The sequence below is a fragment of the Rhodococcus sp. 14-2483-1-1 genome (assembly GCF_002259335.1).
Classification (GTDB): domain Bacteria; phylum Actinomycetota; class Actinomycetes; order Mycobacteriales; family Mycobacteriaceae; genus Rhodococcoides.
The window spans coordinates 95,284-111,469 of sequence record NZ_NPFX01000023.1 but is presented as its reverse complement, the minus strand read 5'-3'; the positions used below and the strand labels follow the sequence as shown (position 1 = coordinate 111,469).

Here is a 16,186-nt window from a genome sequence, read left to right as displayed (position 1 = left end):
CGAATCTGCGGTTACGACGAGCGGATTGCCTCCAGTGCGGCCGGGACCGTCGGTCATGACGGGAGCTACCGCTTCACCCCGCCTGGATGCGCCGCGGAATCTCCGTGGAGGATTGAGCGTTGATACGTTCTCGGACGGTTCGGCGACTCGACGTCGACGGCCGAACGGATCGGAAGGGGTCATCAGTGGCAGCGAAGCTGTGGGCAGTGAGCGACATTCACGTCGGACATCGGGGCAACAAGCCCGTCACCGAGGACATCTTCCCCGAGTCTCCCGACGACTGGCTGATCGTGGCCGGTGACGTGTCGGAGAAGACCGACGACATCAAGTGGGCGCTCGAACTGCTGCGCAGTCGTTTCGCGAAGGTCATCTGGGTTCCCGGAAACCACGAGCTGTGGACGACGGTGAAAGATCCCGTCCAGATCCACGGAGCAGCCCGATACGAGTACTTGGTCAACCTGTGCCGTGAGATCGACGTCGTCACTCCGGAGGATCCGTACCTGCTGTGGGAGGGAGAGGGTGGTCCGGCGACGATAGTGCCGATGTTTCTGCTGTACGACTACACCTTCCTGCCGCAGGGAGCTCGGGACAAGGAGCACGGGCTGGCGATCGCGCGAGAGAAGAACGTCGTCGCCACGGACGAATTTCTGCTGTCCTCGCAGCCGTATGCCACGCGGGATGCGTGGTGCCATGCGCGCATCGACTCCACTCGTGACCGGCTCGATGCCCTCGATACAACCGTTCCCACGGTGCTGATCAACCACTTTCCGATGGTCCGTCAGCCGACCGAGGTGCTCTTCTACCCGGAGTTCGCGCTGTGGTGCGGGTCGACTCTCACGGCGGATTGGCACACGAGGTACAACGCGATCTGCTCGGTGTACGGGCACCTGCACATTCCGCGTACCACCTACTACGACGGCGTTCGCTTCGAGGAGGTGTCGGTGGGCTACCCGCGCGAGTGGCAGCGCCGTGGACTGCCGAAGAACGTTCTGCGGCAAATTCTTCCGGTTCCCGAGTATCCGCCGGGGTCGTTGAACAAATGGGGCGGGCACTTCACCGTGACTCCCGAGATGGAAGCAGAAGTAGAGAAGATGAGGGCGGGCAAGTGATCGAATCCATACTTCCGAACGGTGTGGTCTCGGCCGAACTGTTCGTCGACCCACCGGACTTGGTGCCCCATCCACTCGAAGCCCCGTTGGTCGCCAAGGCTGTGGACAAGCGCAAGCGTGAGTTCACCTCGGCTCGGCACTGTGCTCGAGTGGCGATGGGAAAGCTGGGCGTGGAGCCCGCACCGATCATGCGAGGCAAATCCGGTGCGCCACAGTGGCCGAAGGGTGTGGTCGGATCGTTGACGCACTGCGACGGTTATCGCGGTGCCGTATTGGCCTATTCGATGCAGGTGCGATCGGTCGGCATCGACGCCGAGCCGCACGGGCCTCTACCCGACGGTGTGCTGGAGGCGGTGAGCCTGGAGGCAGAGCGAGACTGGCTCGCGACCGCGGGCCGCGAGGACGTGCACTGGGATCGAGTGTTGTTCTGCGCCAAGGAAGCGACGTACAAGGCCTGGGAGCCGTTGACCGGACGGTGGCTCGGTTTCGAGGACGCGCACATCACCTTCGAGCGCACCGGCTCCGGTGACGACATCTCCGGGACGTTCAGATCCGAACTGCTGGTGCCCGGCGATACCGTCTCCGGGCCTCCTCTGACGTCGTTCGACGGTCGATGGATGGTGGCCAACGGACTGGTGATGACGGCAATCTCGGTGATGTGACGACCGGCTGGTCGCGCCTGGCACAATGCTCTCTCGTGAGTGCTCGCGAAAAGATTTCGTCCGGTCTCGTCGGTGCCGGCTTATTGGTGGTCGACAAAGGACCGGGCGTGACGAGTCACGATGTCGTGGCGTCGTGTCGAAAACTGTTGCGCACCAGAAAGGTCGGCCATGCGGGAACTCTCGACCCCATGGCGACCGGAGTGCTGGTGCTCGGTGTGGAGCGGGCGACCAAGATGCTCGGGCTGCTCTCACTGACCACCAAGTCGTACACCGCGACGGTGCGGCTCGGCCGCAGTACGACGACTGACGACGCCGAGGGTGACGTTCTGGCGGATGTCTCGGCCTCGCACCTCTCCGATGCGGACATCGCGACCGCGATCTCGGCGTTGACCGGTGACATCGAGCAGGTGCCGGCGAGTGTCAGTGCCATCAAGGTCGACGGACAGCGAGCGCACAAGCTGTCTCGAGCCGGCGAGGAGTTCACCCTTGCCGCCCGGAAAGTCAGTGTCACCCGATTCGATGTGACGGCCAGGCGTGATGTCGTCGAACACGAAGCCACCTTCGTCGACCTCGATGTGGAGGTGGAGTGCACGTCGGGGACGTACGTGCGCGCGCTGGCGCGAGATCTCGGTGCGGCGCTGGGCGTCGGCGGTCACCTGACCGTGCTGCGCCGCACACGCGTCGGTCCCTTCACCCTCGAGCATGCGCGGACACTCGAGGAGTTGGCCGAGGATCCGGCCGTCAGTCTCGATATCGACGAGGCCGCACGCACCGCTTTTCCGCACCGGCAGATCGATGCAGGCGAGGCGGAATCACTGAGCCAGGGCCGGTGGCTGGATCCGATCGGAATCGATGGGGTGTACGCAGCCGTCGATCCGACCGGTCACACCATTGCTCTGCTTCAGGAGAAGGGCAAGCGGGCCAGTTCGGTCATGGTCGTGCGGCCCGCGACCTTGCGCGGGCACTGAACCGGCCCGGCAATCAGTTCGCGGGAACCATCCAGATCGCCTCGGCGGCGCGATGGCCCAGGTCGATGGAGTCCGTGGCATCGTCCCGCGCGAGTTCGATGGCAACCGTGCCGGCGTAGTCACGTCGTTCGATCACCGTGATCGGCAGGTCGAGCGTGATACCGACCGAATCGAAGTAGCGAAGCATCGCAGGATCGGAGTCGGAGATTCTGGCGACTCGGCCGGACTGTCCGTCGAGGTACTCGCTCAGGCGGGTCGCGGACGGAGTCTCGATCGCACCGTCGACCGACGGAATCGGATCTCCGTGCGGATCGCGTTCGGGGTGGCCCAATTTGGCGTCGATCCGGTCCATCATCAGGTCCGAGACGGCGTGTTCGAGAATCTCCGCCTCGTCGTGCACTTCGTCCCAGCCGTAGCCCAGTTCGCGGACCAGATAGGTCTCGATCAGCCGGTGCCGACGCACCATGCCGATGGCAGCCAGGCGACCTTTCTCGGTCAAGGAAATGGCTCCGTAGCGGGCGTGGTCGACCATGCCCTGATCGGCGAGCTTGCGAATCGCCTCGGACACCGTCGAGGCGGAGACGCCGATGCGCTCGGAGAGCATCTTGGTGCTGACGGAGTCCTCGCTCCATTCGCTGGCCGTCCAGATGACCTTGAGATAGTCCTGCGCAACCGCGGACAGCTGGACGCCCTCGTCGGCCGGTGCGGGATCGGTTCTTTGTTGCGCCACGCCGCCGAGCTTAGGCAATCCAATGGAAAAAGACATCTCACCCGGCCGGAGCAGCCGGCACCTGTCGGCGTTGTCGCAGGGCGCGGACGACGATGCCCTGTGATGGGCTCAGCAGGTAGGCAAGCACGAAGACGAGTCCCTGGGTGAGCACGACGCTGCCTCCCGAGGACACGTCGAGGTAGAAGCTGGCATAGATCCCCACCAGCGCGCACCCCACCGAGATCAGCGGTGCCAGCACGAGCATGCGGCCGAAGCTGTGTGTGAGCAGGTACGCCGACGCGCCGGGAGTGATGAGCATCGCGACGACGAGAATCACTCCGACGGCCTGGAGTGCAACCACGGTGGTCAGCGCCAGCAGGGTCAGCATCACGGCCGAGATCACCGTGGGATTGATTCCGACGGCGCGTGCCTGGGTGCGGTCGAAGGCGAAGAGCGTGAAGTCGCGACGCTTGACGATCATGACGGTCAGCGCGATTCCACCCAGGACGAACACCTGCACCATGTCGGCCTGCGAGACGCCCAGCAGATTGCCGAACAGGATGTGATTGAGGTCGATCTGGCTGGGAAACTTCGAGATCAGGACGACGCCGAGCGCGAACAAGGTGGTGAAGACGACGCCGATCGCAGCGTCCTCCTTGACGATGGTGGTGTTGCGGACGACTCCGATGGCACCGACCGCGATGAGAGCGAACAGCAGCGCTCCGATCGCGAACGGTGCACCGAGCAGATACGACAACGCGACACCGGGCAGAACGGCGTGCGAGACCGCGTCGCCCATCAGGGACCAGCCGATGAGGACGAGCCAACAGCTCAGCACCGCGCACACGATCGAGGCGGTGACGGTCACCAGGAGCGCGCGTTGCATGAAGGTGTATTCGAGTGGGTCCACGAAAAAGTCGATCACGTACACGGTTCAGCTCGCTTCCGAGGTTCGGGCCGGTCGTAAAGAACCTGCGCCCAGCTCGTCGATCCTCGTCGGATCTATGCCGAATGCCAGAGCGAGGTTCTCGGGGCGAAGTACCTCGACCGGACTGCCGTGCATCAGCACCCGCTGTTGGAGCAGGATCGCCTCGTCGCACAGGTCCGGCAGGGCATGCAGATCATGGGTGGACACGAGAACCGATGCACCGTCTGCTGCGAGTTCGCGCAGCAGCCGGGTAATGGTTGCCTCGGTCTTCTTGTCCACTCCGGCGAAAGGCTCGTCGAGCAACAGCAAAGACGCCTCCTGGGCAATGGCGCGGGCAACAAACGCGCGCTTGCGTTGGCCACCCGAGAGCTGGCCGATCTGTCGGTTCGCGAGATCGGCGAGGTCGACGCGCTGCAGGGCCTCGTCGACGGCGCGCCGATCGGCCGCTCGAGGAGTACGGAGAAGATTCTGCTTTCCGTATCGGCCCATCATCACCACGTCCCGCACACTGATCGGGAACGTCCAGTCGACCGATTCCGCCTGGGGCACATAGCTGACAGTGCCTGCTTTGCGCGCCTGGGCGGGGTCGCCGCCGAACACGGTGATCGAGCCGGAGTTGGGCTTGACCACGCCCATGACGGCCTTGAACAGCGTCGACTTGCCCGATCCGTTCATGCCGACCAACCCGCACACCCGCCCTGGTGCAAGCGTGAGGCTGGCATCGACGAGAGCCACGACGTCGCGGTATCGCACGTTGACGGTGTCGACCGTCAGCGCTGCTCCGTTCTCGTGCGGGGCCCTGTCGTGCTGGGTCCCAGTCTTCCGGGTCATTGTTCTCCTACCAGTGCGTCGGTGATCAACCGTGCGTCGTAGCGCAGTAGATCCAGGTATGTGGGTACGGGGCCGGACGCATCGCTCAGCGAGTCGACGTACAGCTTTCCCCCGAATCGAGCGCCGGTGTCCTCGGCGACCTGCAGCTGCGCCTTGTCCGAGACGGTCGACTCGCAGAACACCGCGGGTACAGCGTTGTCGCGAACGAAATCGATGGTGCGCACCACCTGCTTCGGCGTTCCTTCCTGCTCGGCGTTGACCGGCCACAGGTAGGCCTCCTGCAAGTCGAAGTCACGGGCCAGATAGCCGAAGGCACCTTCACAGGTGACGAGTGCACGCTGACGTTCGGGCAGTGCGGAGAGGTCGGCGTCGAGTTCGGTACCGACCTCGCGGAGTTGTCCGATGTACGCGACCGCGTTCGCTCGGTAGTCGTCGGTGTTGGCGGGGTCGAGTGCGACGAACGCGTCGGCGATGTTCTGCACGTAGGTCTCGGCGACGACCGGCGACATCCAGGCGTGTGGGTTCGCCTTTCCCGCGTAGGCATCGTCGCGAATGTAGACCGGCTCCACGTCCGCACTCACCACGGCGTGCGGTGCGGGAACACGTTCGACGAACTTCGCGAACCATGATTCGAGTCCGAGTCCGTTGTCCAGGATCAGCTCGGCCTGCTCGGCAGTGCGGAGGTCTCCCGGGGTCGGCTCGTAGCCGTGAATCTCCGCACCGGGTTTTGTGATCGATTCCACTCGCAGGTGTTCACCGGCGACGTTCGCGGCTATGTCGGCGAGGACGGTGAACGTCGTCAGTACGAGCGGTCTGCCGTCGTCGAGTGCAGCCGGATCGTCGTCGCCCACGGCGCGGGCACAGCTGGTCGACGCCACGACCAGGAGACCGGCCACCACCCAGCTCACGACGACGCGTCGAGTGCGAAATCCACTCGTGCGAAGAAAAAAGTTAGGCACCCCGAAATATTTACCGTGGGGATACCTTTTTGTCCATACCTGCCAAGTGCGACACGCCTGGCCGAGAGTGACCGAGCGTCCGTCGGGCCGTAGGCTTCGCGGTGTGCAGAGATGGCGAGGTCTCGACGATGTACCTGCCGACTGGGGTCGGTGCGTGCTCACGATCGGCGTCTTCGACGGCGTTCATCGCGGACACGCGCAACTGATCGGCCGAGCGGTGGCCGCTGCGAAGAAGCGCGGCGTTCCCAGCGTGCTCATGACGTTCGATCCTCACCCGATGGAAGTCGTGCGGCCGGGGAGCCACCCTGCTCAGTTGACGACCCTGACGAGGCGAGCCGAACTCGCCGAGGAACTGGGAATCGACGTGTTCTGTGTCATGCCGTTCACGCCCGAGCTGATGAAACTCACCCCCGAGCGATACGTCCACGAGATCCTGATCGAACGCCTGCACGTTGCCGAAGTGGTCGTAGGCGAGAATTTCACCTACGGGAAGAAGGCACTCGGTACCGTCCCGATGCTGCGCAAGATCGGCGAACGGTCCGGATTCGCAGTCGACGGAGTCAACCTGCTCGCCGAGCACGCCGTGACGTTCTCCTCGACGTACATCAGATCGTGCGTGGACGCCGGTGATGTCGCTGCAGCCACTGCCGCGCTCGGGCGACCGCACCGCGTCGAGGGTGTCGTTGTGCACGGTGACGGCCGAGGTCGCCAAATGGGTTATCCGACAGCCAATGTCGCGCCGCCCATGTACTCCGCCATTCCCGCCGACGGCGTCTACGCGGCATGGTTCACCGTGCTGGGGCCGGGTCCGATCATGGGGACGGTCACGCCGGGGGAGCGACATCCTGCCGCGGTGTCGGTGGGCACCAATCCCACGTTCTCGGGTCGTACCAGGACTGTCGAGGCGTTCGTGCTCGACGGTGAGGCCGACCTGTACGGGCAGCATGTGGCGGTCGATTTCGTCGAGCGGCTGCGCGGGATGGAGAAATTCGATTCGATGGAAGCGCTCGTGGAGGAAATGGGCCGCGACGCCGATCGTGCCCGCTCCATTCTGGCGACGAGCACAGCCTGATAGGCTGTCCCCTCGGTGCTCGCTGCGGTCCGCGGCGGCTGTACCGGCTTCGATCCCGCTCGTTCGTTCGGCGGGACGCGTTGCTTCCTTTCACGCGGACGTCATTGATCAGGAGTAGTACCAGTGGCATTGACCACCGAACAGAAGAAGGCCGTTCTCGGCGAGTACGGCTTGCACCCCACCGACACGGGCTCGCCCGAGGCGCAGGTTGCAATGCTCACCAAGCGCATCGTCGACTTGACCGAGCACCTCAAGATGCACAAGCACGATCACCACTCCCGCCGCGGCCTGTTGCTGCTGGTCGGACGTCGTCGTCGTCTGCTCAAGTACATCGCCAAGGTCGACGTCACCCGCTACCGCTCGCTCATCGAGCGTCTGGGTCTGCGTCGATAATTCGCATCGACGCGAGGTTGTCACCGATGCACGGTTCGACGCGCCGGTGTACACCGGACTCGCAGCAATAGTGCAGTAGCCAACGAGGCAGTGCTTAGACTGTTCCTCGTTGGCTATCTGTGTTTGTACCGCAAGAACAGTTTCGCCAGCACGAGAAAGCGGATGCACGGCATCCGCACACCGCCGTGTATGCCTGTCACGCCGTGGTGACGGTCTTCGGTAGTGGCCTTTCGGATACGAGATCCGGTGGGCTTCGATCGATGGCCGCCTCCGCGCAGCCGCGTCCCGAGAGATCTCGGAGATGGACGGCACAGGTATGCCGCCACAGCCAGGAGGGCTCGTGGTGTGTCCACGCGGGCACGGCAAAGACGAGAGGACGAGAACAGAACACATGTCGGAAACCACAACCTTGGACGTCGAAGAAGGCGTCTACGAAGCCACTGCGATCATCGACAACGGCACGTTCGGCAAGCGGACCATCCGCTTCGAGACCGGCCGCCTCGCACAGCAGGCCGCGGGCGCAGTCGCCGCGTACCTCGACGAGGACACCATGCTGCTGTCGGCAACGACCGCAGGCAAGCACCCCCGTGAGGGATTCGATTTCTTCCCGTTGACGGTCGACGTCGAAGAGCGCATGTACGCCGCGGGCCGGATCCCCGGATCGTTCTTCCGCCGTGAGGGCCGTCCGTCCACCGACGCCATCCTCACCTGCCGCCTGATCGACCGGCCGCTGCGTCCGACGTTCGTCGACGGACTGCGCAACGAGATCCAGGTCGTCATCACCGTCCTGAGCCTCAACCCCGCCGATCTGTACGACGTCGTCGCGATCAACGCGGCATCGGCCTCGACTCAGATCGCCGGCCTGCCGTTCTCCGGCCCGATCGGTGGCGTTCGCGTCGCACTGATCGACAAGCAGTGGGTCGCCTTCCCGACCAACGAGCAGCTCGAGAAGGCAGTGTTCAACATGGTCGTCGCGGGTCGCATCGTCTCCGGCTCCGGTGCTGACGCAGATGTCGCCATCATGATGGTCGAAGCCGAGGCCACCGAGAACGTCATCGAGCTCATCGAGGGTGGCGCTACCGCCCCCAACGAAGCAGTCGTCGCCGAGGGCCTCGAGGCCTCGAAGCCCTTCATCGCTGCCCTGTGCACCGCACAGCAGGAGCTCGCGTCCAAGGCCGCCAAGCCCACCGGCGACTACCCGGTCTTCCCGGCGTACCAGTCGGACGTCTTCGAGGCCGTCGAGAACGCCGCCAAGATCCCGCTGAACGAGGCGCTCACCATTGCAGGCAAGGCCGAGCGCGAGAGCAAGCTCGACGAGGTCAAGGCTCAGGTTCTCACCTCGGTCGGAGACAGCTTCGCCGGCCGCGAGAAGGAGATCGGTGCCGCATTCCGTGCACTGACCAAGAAGTCGGTTCGCCAGCGCATCCTCACCGACCACTTCCGTATCGACGGTCGCGGCATCACCGACATCCGGTCGCTGTCCGCCGAGGTCGCGATCATCCCGCGTACCCACGGATCGGCTCTCTTCGAGCGCGGCGAGACCCAGATCCTGGGCGTCACCACCCTCGACATGGTCAAGATGGCGCAGCAGGTCGATTCGCTCGGGCCCGAGACGTCCAAGCGCTACATGCACCATTACAACTTCCCGCCGTACTCCACCGGTGAGACCGGCCGCGTCGGTTCGCCGAAGCGTCGCGAGATCGGTCACGGCGCGCTCGCCGAGCGCGCTCTGCTGCCGGTTCTGCCCAGCCAGGCAGAGTTCCCGTACGCCATCCGCCAGGTCTCCGAGGCGCTGAGCTCCAACGGCTCGACCTCGATGGGCTCGGTCTGCGCCTCGACCCTGTCGCTGCTCAATGCCGGTGTGCCGTTGCGTGCCCCGGTTGCGGGTATCGCCATGGGCCTCGTGTCCGACGAGGTCGACGGCGAGACCCGTTATGTCGCCCTCACCGACATCCTCGGTGCCGAGGATGCGTTCGGCGACATGGACTTCAAGGTCGCCGGAACCAAGGACTTCGTCACGGCGCTGCAGCTCGACACCAAGCTCGACGGCATCCCCTCCAAGGTGCTCGCCGGCGCGCTGTCGCAGGCCAAGGATGCTCGCACGACGATCCTCGAGGTCATGGCCGAGGCCATCGACACCCCGGACGAGATGAGCCCGTACGCACCTCGCGTCACCGCGATCAAGGTGCCGGTCGACAAGATCGGCGAGGTCATCGGGCCCAAGGGCAAGATGATCAACTCCATCACCGAGCAGACCGGTGCCAACATCTCGATCGAAGATGACGGCACTGTCTACGTCGGTGCAGCGGACGGCCCGTCCGCACAGGCCGCGATCGACATGATCAACGCCATCGCCAACCCGCAGCTGCCGAAGGTCGGCGAGCGATTCCTCGGAACCGTCGTCAAGACAACGGCTTTCGGTGCGTTCGTCTCGCTGCTCCCGGGCCGCGACGGACTGGTGCACATCTCGAAGCTCGGTAACGGCAAGCGCATCAACAAGGTCGAGGACGTCGTGAGCGTCGGATCCAAGTTGCGCGTCGAGATCGCCGATATCGACAACCGCGGCAAGATCAGCCTCGTTCCCGTCGAAGACGACAACGCAGCTGCTCCTGCCGACGCTCCCGAGGCACCCGCCGAGGTCAGCGCTGAGTAAGAAGCAACCGAGCCGAACGGTACGTCCCCTCGGGTCGTACCGTTCGGCCGTTACGGACAACGTCGCCATCGATGCCGGCGTGCAACGCACGACTCTGCCCGGCGGGCTTCGGGTCGTCACCGAGTTCGTTCCCGGCGTTCGCTCGGCGTCGGTCGGAGTGTGGGTCGGAGTGGGCTCACGCGACGAGCAACCGAGTGTTGCCGGAGCCGCGCACTTCCTCGAACATCTGCTGTTCAAGTCGACGCCGACGCGCAGTGCGCTCGAGATCGCCCAACTGATGGACGGTGTCGGGGGAGAGCTGAACGCATTCACCTCCAAGGAGAGCACGTGTTTCTATGCGCACGTGCTCGACGAGGACGTGGCACTCGCCATCGATTTGGTCAGCGATGTGGTGCTTCGCGGTCGGTGTAGATCGGCGGATGTGGACGTCGAGCGGCAGGTGGTTCTCGAAGAGATCTCCATGCGCGACGACGATCCCGAGGATCTGCTGGGAGATGCCTTCCTGGAAGCGATGTTCGGTGATCACCCCATCGGGCGTCCGATCATCGGATCCGTCGAATCCATCGAATCGATGACCCGTTCTCAACTGCACTCGTTTCACGTTCGCCGCTACACCCCGCAGCGCATGGTCGTGGCGGTCGCAGGCAACGTCGATCAAAAGCAGATCGTCTCGCTCGTGCGCCGCGCATTCTCCGGCCATCTGGAGAAGGGTGCGCGGCCGGCCGAAAGGCGCGGTGGCACAGCACGATTACGCAACGCTCCCACGTTGAGCCTGACCACCCGTGACAGCGAGCAGGCGCATCTGTGCCTGGGTGTGCGGGCGTTCGGTCGACACGAAGGGCATCGCTGGGCGTTGTCCGTGCTCAATTCGGCTGTCGGCGGTGGGCTCAGTTCTCGCCTGTTCCAGGAGATCAGGGAAGAGCGCGGACTGGCTTACTCGGTGTACTCCTCGGTGGACACGTTTGCCGACAGCGGTGCGTTCTCGGTGTACGCGGGATGCCAGCCGGAGAACCTCGGCGAGGTCACCACGGTGATTCGTGAGGTCTTGGCCAAGGTTGCGGCCGAGGGCATCACCGATGCGGAGTGTGCTCGCGCGAAGGGCTCGTTGCGCGGCGGACTGGTTCTGGGCCTGGAAGATTCGGGCTCCCGGATGAACCGTATCGGTCGTAGCGAACTGAACTACGGCAATCACCGCGACATCACCGACACGCTCTCGCGTATCGACAGCGTCGGCAACGACGAGGTGCGCGAGGTCGCCGCCGTGCTGCTCGATCGTCCGTTCGGTGCCGCGGTGGTCGGTCCGTACAAGAACGCTCGTCAGTTGCCGGCATCGGTCAGGTCCCTGGTCCGCTAGCGTCTGCGATCACGTCGCGCACTGCACAGCGGATCAGGTCCGGCACTGCCGAGGTGTCAGTGATCGGTTCGAATGCTCGGGTGGAGTGCAGCGCGGCTATTCCGTGCACGGAGGTCCACAGTCTCAGCGCTGTGAACTGTGGATTTTCCGGCGCGACGGTGCCGAGTGTCGAGGTGAGTGCTTCGAAGAGGGGGCGCGACTGTTGTCGCAGATTCTCACCGGAGCCGGCGAGCAGGTCGTGTCGAAAGATGAGAGCGAACATCGCCGGGCGCTGCGCTGCGAATTGCACGTACGCGTGCGCCATCGCATCCACAGCATCTCTGGGTGAATCCGACTGTTGTGCAGCAGAATTCAGCGCGGTCCCGAGATCGACGAGGCCGACTCGGGCCACGGCCGCGGCGAGTGCGCTCAGCGTCGGAAAGTACCGCCTGGGAGCGCCGTGAGAGACGCCGGCCTCGCGAGTGACCGCTCTGATGGTCAACCCTTCCGGTCCCTCGCTGTCGAGTAGGCGTACACCCGCGTCGATCAGCCGCGTCCGAAGGTTGTCTGGCACGTAGACATTGTCTACTCTCGGCCGTGACGATGTCCAGCCGAGAGGATCGATCGATGTGGTATCTGCTCTTCAAATATGTGTTGATCGGCCCGATTCTCCGAATCCTCGGACGCCCGTCGGTGGTCGGTGGAGGCAATCTCCCGACGACGGGACCGGTGATCATCGCCGGCAACCACCTCACGGTCGTCGACTCGTTCTTTCTCGTCCTCCTGGTTCGTCGCCGGGTTACGTTCATTGCCAAGAGCGAGTACTTCACCGGCCGGGGAATCAAGGGCGCGGCGCTTCGTTGGTTCTACAGCGCGACTGGTCAGGTTCCCGTCGACCGCCGCGGGGCGGATGCTTCTGCTCCGGCGCTCGATGCTGCGAAAAGCATTCTGCGACAACGGAAAGTGTGGGCGGTGTATCCGGAAGGGACGCGATCTCCCGACGGCCGGTTGTACAAGGGCAAGACCGGGCTGGCGAGAGTGGCGATCGAGACCGGAGCGCCCGTAGTGCCGGTGGTGATGCACGGGACGCTCGGAGTCAACCCGGTGGGTTCGAGGATGTGGCGTCCGGGAAAGGTGCGCATGGTCGTCGGCGAACCATTGGATTTCACGAGATACGCAGGGGGAGAGAACAGTAGAGCCATTCTGCGGGCTACCACCGATGAGGTGATGGCAGCGCTGGCGACCCTGTCGGGGCAGGAGTACGTCGACGTGTACGCCGCGACGGTCAAGGACGCGGCATGACCTCGGACGCGCACGCACGCGGCAGAACAGTCCTCGTGACCGGCGTCGGTCGGCGGGAGGGAATCGGTTTCGCCATCACCCGCCGGCTGTTGCGTGACGAGAGCACCCGCGTCTTTGCGCACTCGTGCGACGGCTACGACATCACCGAGCCGTGGGGAGCCGGCACACCGGGAGCACAGGAGGTGTTGGCCGAGTTGTCCACCGCCACCGACAGGCTCGGCCACCTCGACATCGATTTCGTGGATCCGGCGGCACCGGCAACCCTGTTCGACGCGGCGGAATCCACGCTCGGCAGCATCGATTCTCTGGTGGTCAACCATGCGCGGTCGCAGCTGGGTGATCTGGGTTCGATGACGGCGGAATCGCTCGACCGGACGTGGGCGGTGAATGTGCGAGCGTCTCTGCTTCTGGTGCAGGAATTCGCGCGGCGCTACGTCGATCATCCCTATGGTGGACGCGTCGTACTGTTCACCTCTGGCCAGGACCAGGGGCCCATGCCGACAGAGATTCCTTACGCGGTGAGCAAGGGTGCCATCGCGTCGATCACCCCGACCCTGGCCGATGCGGTGATCGAGCGAGGCATCACGGTCAACACGATCAATCCGGGTCCCACCGATACCGGCTGGGCCAGCGCAGATCTGAACGAATCCGTAGAGCGTCACATGCCGCGCGGTCGGTGGAACTCACCGGAAGAGGCCGCCGCCGTCGTGGCGATGTTGCTCTCGCCCGATTCGGGTTCGATCACCGGTCAGGTCATCGGGGCCGAAGGTGGATTCCGACGCTTCACGCCGTGATGGCGGCCGGTGCGCCGGTTACAGCTTCTTCTTGCCCAGCAACAACTTCCACGGCACCAAGGCCGATTCGAGCTGGACCGACAGGCTCATCTTGGATTCGCCCTCGCTACGCTCCTCGAACGTGATCGGCACCTCGGCGAGAGTGAGGCCGTGCTTGACGGTCCGGTAGTTCATCTCGACCTGGAACGCGTACCCGTTGCTCTCGACCGACGCCACATCGATGGTGCGCAGGGTGCGCGCGTGCCATGCTTTGAATCCTGCTGTCGCGTCCTTGACGCCGAGTCGCAGAATCGTGTTGACGTAGAAGTTCGCCCAGGCCGACAGCGCTTTGCGGTGCCAGGGCCAATCTGCGGCAACGGCACCGCCGGGAACGTATCGCGATCCGAGAACCACGGCCGCATCGGTGGTGTTCAGCTTGTCGATCATTGCCGGGATCACCTCGGTGGGGTGCGAGAGATCGGCATCCATCTGGATCACGATGTCCGCGCCTTCGTCGAGAGCCCGCGTCATACCCGCGACGTATGCGCGGCCGAGTCCGTTCTTCTCGGTGCGGTGGAGAACACTGATGTCGAGAGGGCCGTCGATGGCCAGTTTGTCGGCGATGTCGCCGGTGCCGTCGGGTGAATTGTCGTCGACGACCAGCACGCCGAGCCCCTCCACCTTCAACCCGGCGAGCAACTCGACGAGCTTGGGAAGGTTCTCGCGCTCGTTGTACGTCGGTACAACGACGGTGGTCTTCGGGGCGACTCGTTCCGTACTCACCACCGTATGATCCGTGATCAGGGGTCCCGATCCAAATATCGGACATAATTGGCCGTGTCGGCTCGGCGATTCAGCTCTCTGTCGAACCCGCGATCGTCCGTCGACGAGTTGCGTCGACGAACATTCCGTCGCGCAGAATCGGAACGCAGCCACTCGAGCCGGTCTCGGCGGCGATCACCACGTCCTCGGGATGCCCCATCGCGTTCAATTCCTGTCCGGACGCGCATCGCAGCAGCTCGGAGGCCACATCCTGCTTCACGGCCCGCCACGCCGCTGCTGCCGCCACCGCCTCCGCAGACGCGTCGGCTGCTCCGGAATCGAGAAGTTCGGCGATGAACGCACCCGCTCCCCACAGGTCCTCGACTGCGGGACGAAGTGATGCGTCGGGCCACCGTTCACCTGACGCTATGACGGCAATCACGGCGGTCGGGTTCTCGGCACGTATCCACGTTGCGACCGCCGCGGCATTTCTCAACGATGCGCCTATGCACAGCCCGGCCCGGCTCGCGAGTTCGTAGGCGATGGTGGAGCCGTTGGGTGACGGCAACACCAGACGGGCTGGTGGTGGAGTGTTTCGGATACTGGCCGGGCACAGGCTGATCCGGCCCGGAGAGCCTGCCGAACGGCCGACGGCGAGGACTGCGTCGAACTCCTCGGCCAGCTGCGAAGCTCGGTCGTCGCGCCATCGGCACGGAATCACGTCGATACCCGCATCCATCGCCACCGTCAGCGTCGTCGTGAACGACAGGACGTCGACGATCACGGCGATGTCCGCCCCGTCGACGATGGCATCGGCCCCCGAGAGACCCCACTCGAATCTGACTCCGTGCGCGCGCTGGGACAGTCCGGGATCTACAGGCATTGCCGAACGGTAACAAAGCAGGCGACGGTGCTACCTTCGGCGCGTAATCGAGTGGGGGAGCCGAAGATGCAGTTGGAGCTGGATACGAAGGTGATCGTCCTCGCGGCCGGTCTTCTGTTGCTGTGGGCTCTGGGGTTGGGGGTGCTGAAATATCGCCAGATGTCGACCTCGGCGGACGGGACGGCGCATCGATACGTCGACATCGCCCACCGAGCGGCGCTGATGTACTCGTTCGCCGCGCTGGTGCTGGCAGTCCTGGCGCATTTCAGTGCCTGGCCGGTGCCGGTCGATCTGACCGCGGCATCGGTGGTGTTGCTGTTCTTCGTGGGCGCGATCGCCGGATACACCGTGCACGGTATTCGGCGTGACACCGAGAACCAGTTCGTCCACCCGGTCGCGGGAACTCACGTGTTCATGGTGGCGCTGATCATCGGCGAAATCGGAGGAACTGCCGTGTTGGTGAGCGGCTTCGCAGTGGGGCAGTTCCGCCCGATCTGAGGACCGTGTGACGACAGCTACTACCGGGGGTCGAGGTAGAGCTCTGCGGTCTCGGTGGCGACCGCGGAGACCGCGGCGGCCAGTTCGGGCTCCAAGTCGAGTGCCCGGGTGAGACCATCGCCGCGAAGTCCCTGTGACCGAAGGAGCTCCCAGGCCTGTTCGACGAGCCGAACCGAGGTGGGGTGATCCAATTCGGGGCGGTTGGACCGCAGTGCTGTCGCAGCCCAATCTGCGTCGAACGTCCCGTTGGGTGGACCGAACACACGCTCACCGGACGAATAGCTTTTCGGCTCCATGCTCCGACGCTAGCAGGATCGACAGTCGGCGCAATCGTGACCGAATCGCGTCGAA

Annotated in this window: 18 protein-coding genes; 10 read left to right on the top strand and 8 right to left on the bottom strand. The window is 64.4% G+C overall.

Annotated features, from left to right (window positions below; all coding sequences use genetic code 11):
• Window positions 1-185: 185 nt before the first annotated feature.
• The 3 genes from CH294_RS23805 to truB are packed head-to-tail and all read left to right on the top strand — an operon-like array spanning window position 186 to window position 2,739.
• On the top strand, window positions 186-1,109 hold the full coding sequence (locus CH294_RS23805) for a metallophosphoesterase (RefSeq protein ID WP_094739226.1): 924 nt from the start codon (window positions 186-188) through the stop codon (window positions 1,107-1,109).
• Window positions 1,106-1,771, top strand: a complete 666-nt coding sequence (gene npt, locus CH294_RS23800) for a 4'-phosphopantetheinyl transferase Npt (RefSeq protein ID WP_032403226.1) — start codon at window positions 1,106-1,108, stop codon at window positions 1,769-1,771. The genes CH294_RS23805 and npt overlap by 4 nt, the downstream gene beginning before the upstream one ends.
• Before the next feature lie 35 nt (window positions 1,772-1,806).
• Window positions 1,807-2,739 carry a tRNA pseudouridine(55) synthase TruB gene (gene truB / locus CH294_RS23795; protein ID WP_037151634.1) on the top strand — a complete coding sequence of 311 codons (933 nt, stop codon included), beginning with the start codon at window positions 1,807-1,809 and terminating at the stop codon, window positions 2,737-2,739.
• Window positions 2,740-2,752: 13 nt separating this feature from the next.
• On the opposite strand, the gene CH294_RS23790 is transcribed toward truB, so the two are convergent.
• From CH294_RS23790 to CH294_RS23775, 4 genes are read right to left on the bottom strand one after another with little or no spacing between them, the layout of a single operon-like run.
• Entirely contained in the window at window positions 2,753-3,505 is a 753-nt protein-coding gene (locus CH294_RS23790; protein WP_052058478.1) for a metal-dependent transcriptional regulator, read from the bottom strand.
• A gap of 1 nt (window position 3,506) precedes the next feature.
• Window positions 3,507-4,379: a metal ABC transporter permease gene (locus tag CH294_RS23785; RefSeq protein ID WP_094739225.1), complete on the bottom strand. Its 873-nt coding sequence runs from the start codon at window positions 4,377-4,379 to the stop codon at window positions 3,507-3,509.
• Window positions 4,380-4,382: 3 nt separating this feature from the next.
• The gene (locus CH294_RS23780; protein ID WP_094739224.1) at window positions 4,383-5,207 is read right to left on the bottom strand and encodes a metal ABC transporter ATP-binding protein; all 825 of its coding nucleotides are present in this window, start codon (window positions 5,205-5,207) and stop codon (window positions 4,383-4,385) included.
• The gene (locus CH294_RS23775; RefSeq protein WP_283164525.1) at window positions 5,204-6,058 is read right to left on the bottom strand and encodes a metal ABC transporter substrate-binding protein; all 855 of its coding nucleotides are present in this window, start codon (window positions 6,056-6,058) and stop codon (window positions 5,204-5,206) included. Before CH294_RS23775 ends, CH294_RS23780 begins: the two co-directional genes overlap by 4 nt.
• 211 nt (window positions 6,059-6,269) lie before the next feature.
• Here CH294_RS23775 and CH294_RS23770 point away from each other — a divergent pair, with 211 nt between their 5' ends.
• The 4 genes from CH294_RS23770 to CH294_RS23755 all read left to right on the top strand — a co-directional run bounded on the left by CH294_RS23770 (window position 6,270) and on the right by CH294_RS23755 (window position 11,638).
• Entirely contained in the window at window positions 6,270-7,238 is a 969-nt protein-coding gene (locus CH294_RS23770; RefSeq protein WP_170944831.1) for a bifunctional riboflavin kinase/FAD synthetase, read from the top strand.
• 123 nt (window positions 7,239-7,361) lie between these two features.
• Window positions 7,362-7,631, top strand: a complete 270-nt coding sequence (gene rpsO, locus CH294_RS23765) for a 30S ribosomal protein S15 (protein ID WP_027496764.1) — start codon at window positions 7,362-7,364, stop codon at window positions 7,629-7,631.
• Between the two features lie 391 nt (window positions 7,632-8,022).
• Window positions 8,023-10,284, top strand: a complete 2,262-nt coding sequence (locus tag CH294_RS23760; protein ID WP_032377091.1) for a polyribonucleotide nucleotidyltransferase — start codon at window positions 8,023-8,025, stop codon at window positions 10,282-10,284.
• A gap of 67 nt (window positions 10,285-10,351) precedes the next feature.
• A complete protein-coding gene (locus CH294_RS23755) occupies window positions 10,352-11,638 on the top strand; it encodes a pitrilysin family protein (protein WP_249305496.1) in 1,287 nt (428 codons plus the stop codon).
• Here CH294_RS23755 and CH294_RS23750 read toward each other — a convergent pair.
• Window positions 11,619-12,191: a TetR/AcrR family transcriptional regulator gene (locus CH294_RS23750; protein ID WP_032403230.1), complete on the bottom strand. Its 573-nt coding sequence runs from the start codon at window positions 12,189-12,191 to the stop codon at window positions 11,619-11,621. The two genes, CH294_RS23755 and CH294_RS23750, sit on opposite strands and share 20 nt — an antisense overlap.
• Before the next feature lie 53 nt (window positions 12,192-12,244).
• Here CH294_RS23750 and CH294_RS23745 point away from each other — a divergent pair, with 53 nt between their 5' ends.
• Both CH294_RS23745 and CH294_RS23740 read left to right on the top strand, forming a co-directional pair.
• Window positions 12,245-12,919, top strand: a complete 675-nt coding sequence (locus CH294_RS23745; RefSeq protein WP_037151464.1) for a lysophospholipid acyltransferase family protein — start codon at window positions 12,245-12,247, stop codon at window positions 12,917-12,919.
• Window positions 12,916-13,713, top strand: coding sequence for an SDR family oxidoreductase (locus tag CH294_RS23740; protein WP_094739222.1), 798 nt, complete (start codon window positions 12,916-12,918; stop codon window positions 13,711-13,713). Before CH294_RS23745 ends, CH294_RS23740 begins: the two co-directional genes overlap by 4 nt.
• Window positions 13,714-13,731: 18 nt before the next feature.
• Here CH294_RS23740 and CH294_RS23735 read toward each other — a convergent pair whose 3' ends face one another.
• Together CH294_RS23735 and CH294_RS23730 are read right to left on the bottom strand one after the other, a co-directional pair.
• Window positions 13,732-14,475: a polyprenol monophosphomannose synthase gene (locus tag CH294_RS23735; protein WP_032403616.1), complete on the bottom strand. Its 744-nt coding sequence runs from the start codon at window positions 14,473-14,475 to the stop codon at window positions 13,732-13,734.
• A gap of 70 nt (window positions 14,476-14,545) precedes the next feature.
• Entirely contained in the window at window positions 14,546-15,337 is a 792-nt protein-coding gene (locus tag CH294_RS23730) for a 2-phosphosulfolactate phosphatase (protein ID WP_094739221.1), read from the bottom strand.
• Window positions 15,338-15,403: 66 nt separating this feature from the next.
• Here CH294_RS23730 and CH294_RS23725 point away from each other — a divergent pair, with 66 nt between their 5' ends.
• Complete coding sequence (locus CH294_RS23725; RefSeq protein WP_032403234.1) at window positions 15,404-15,835, top strand: hypothetical protein; 432 nt, start codon at window positions 15,404-15,406, stop codon at window positions 15,833-15,835.
• A gap of 20 nt (window positions 15,836-15,855) precedes the next feature.
• Here the strand turns inward: CH294_RS23725 and CH294_RS23720 are convergent, their stop codons facing one another.
• Window positions 15,856-16,131, bottom strand: a complete 276-nt coding sequence (locus tag CH294_RS23720) for a hypothetical protein (RefSeq protein WP_032403235.1) — start codon at window positions 16,129-16,131, stop codon at window positions 15,856-15,858.
• Window positions 16,132-16,186: the final 55 nt, after the last annotated feature.

Bases quoted from the DNA above. Each gene is read 5' to 3' on its own strand.
- CH294_RS23740 (WP_094739222.1), top strand. From the start codon at position 12,916: ATGACCTCGGACGCGCACGCACGCGGCAGAACAGTCCTCGTGACCGGC.
- CH294_RS23720 (WP_032403235.1), bottom strand. From the start codon at position 16,131: ATGGAGCCGAAAAGCTATTCGTCCGGTGAGCGTGTGTTCGGTCCACCC.
- CH294_RS23790 (WP_052058478.1), bottom strand. From the start codon at position 3,505: ATGTCTTTTTCCATTGGATTGCCTAAGCTCGGCGGCGTGGCGCAACAA.
- CH294_RS23730 (WP_094739221.1), bottom strand. From the start codon at position 15,337: ATGCCTGTAGATCCCGGACTGTCCCAGCGCGCGCACGGAGTCAGATTC.
- CH294_RS23760 (WP_032377091.1), top strand. From the start codon at position 8,023: ATGTCGGAAACCACAACCTTGGACGTCGAAGAAGGCGTCTACGAAGCC.
- CH294_RS23745 (WP_037151464.1), top strand. From the start codon at position 12,245: ATGTGGTATCTGCTCTTCAAATATGTGTTGATCGGCCCGATTCTCCGA.
- CH294_RS23725 (WP_032403234.1), top strand. From the start codon at position 15,404: ATGCAGTTGGAGCTGGATACGAAGGTGATCGTCCTCGCGGCCGGTCTT.
- CH294_RS23780 (WP_094739224.1), bottom strand. From the start codon at position 5,207: ATGACCCGGAAGACTGGGACCCAGCACGACAGGGCCCCGCACGAGAAC.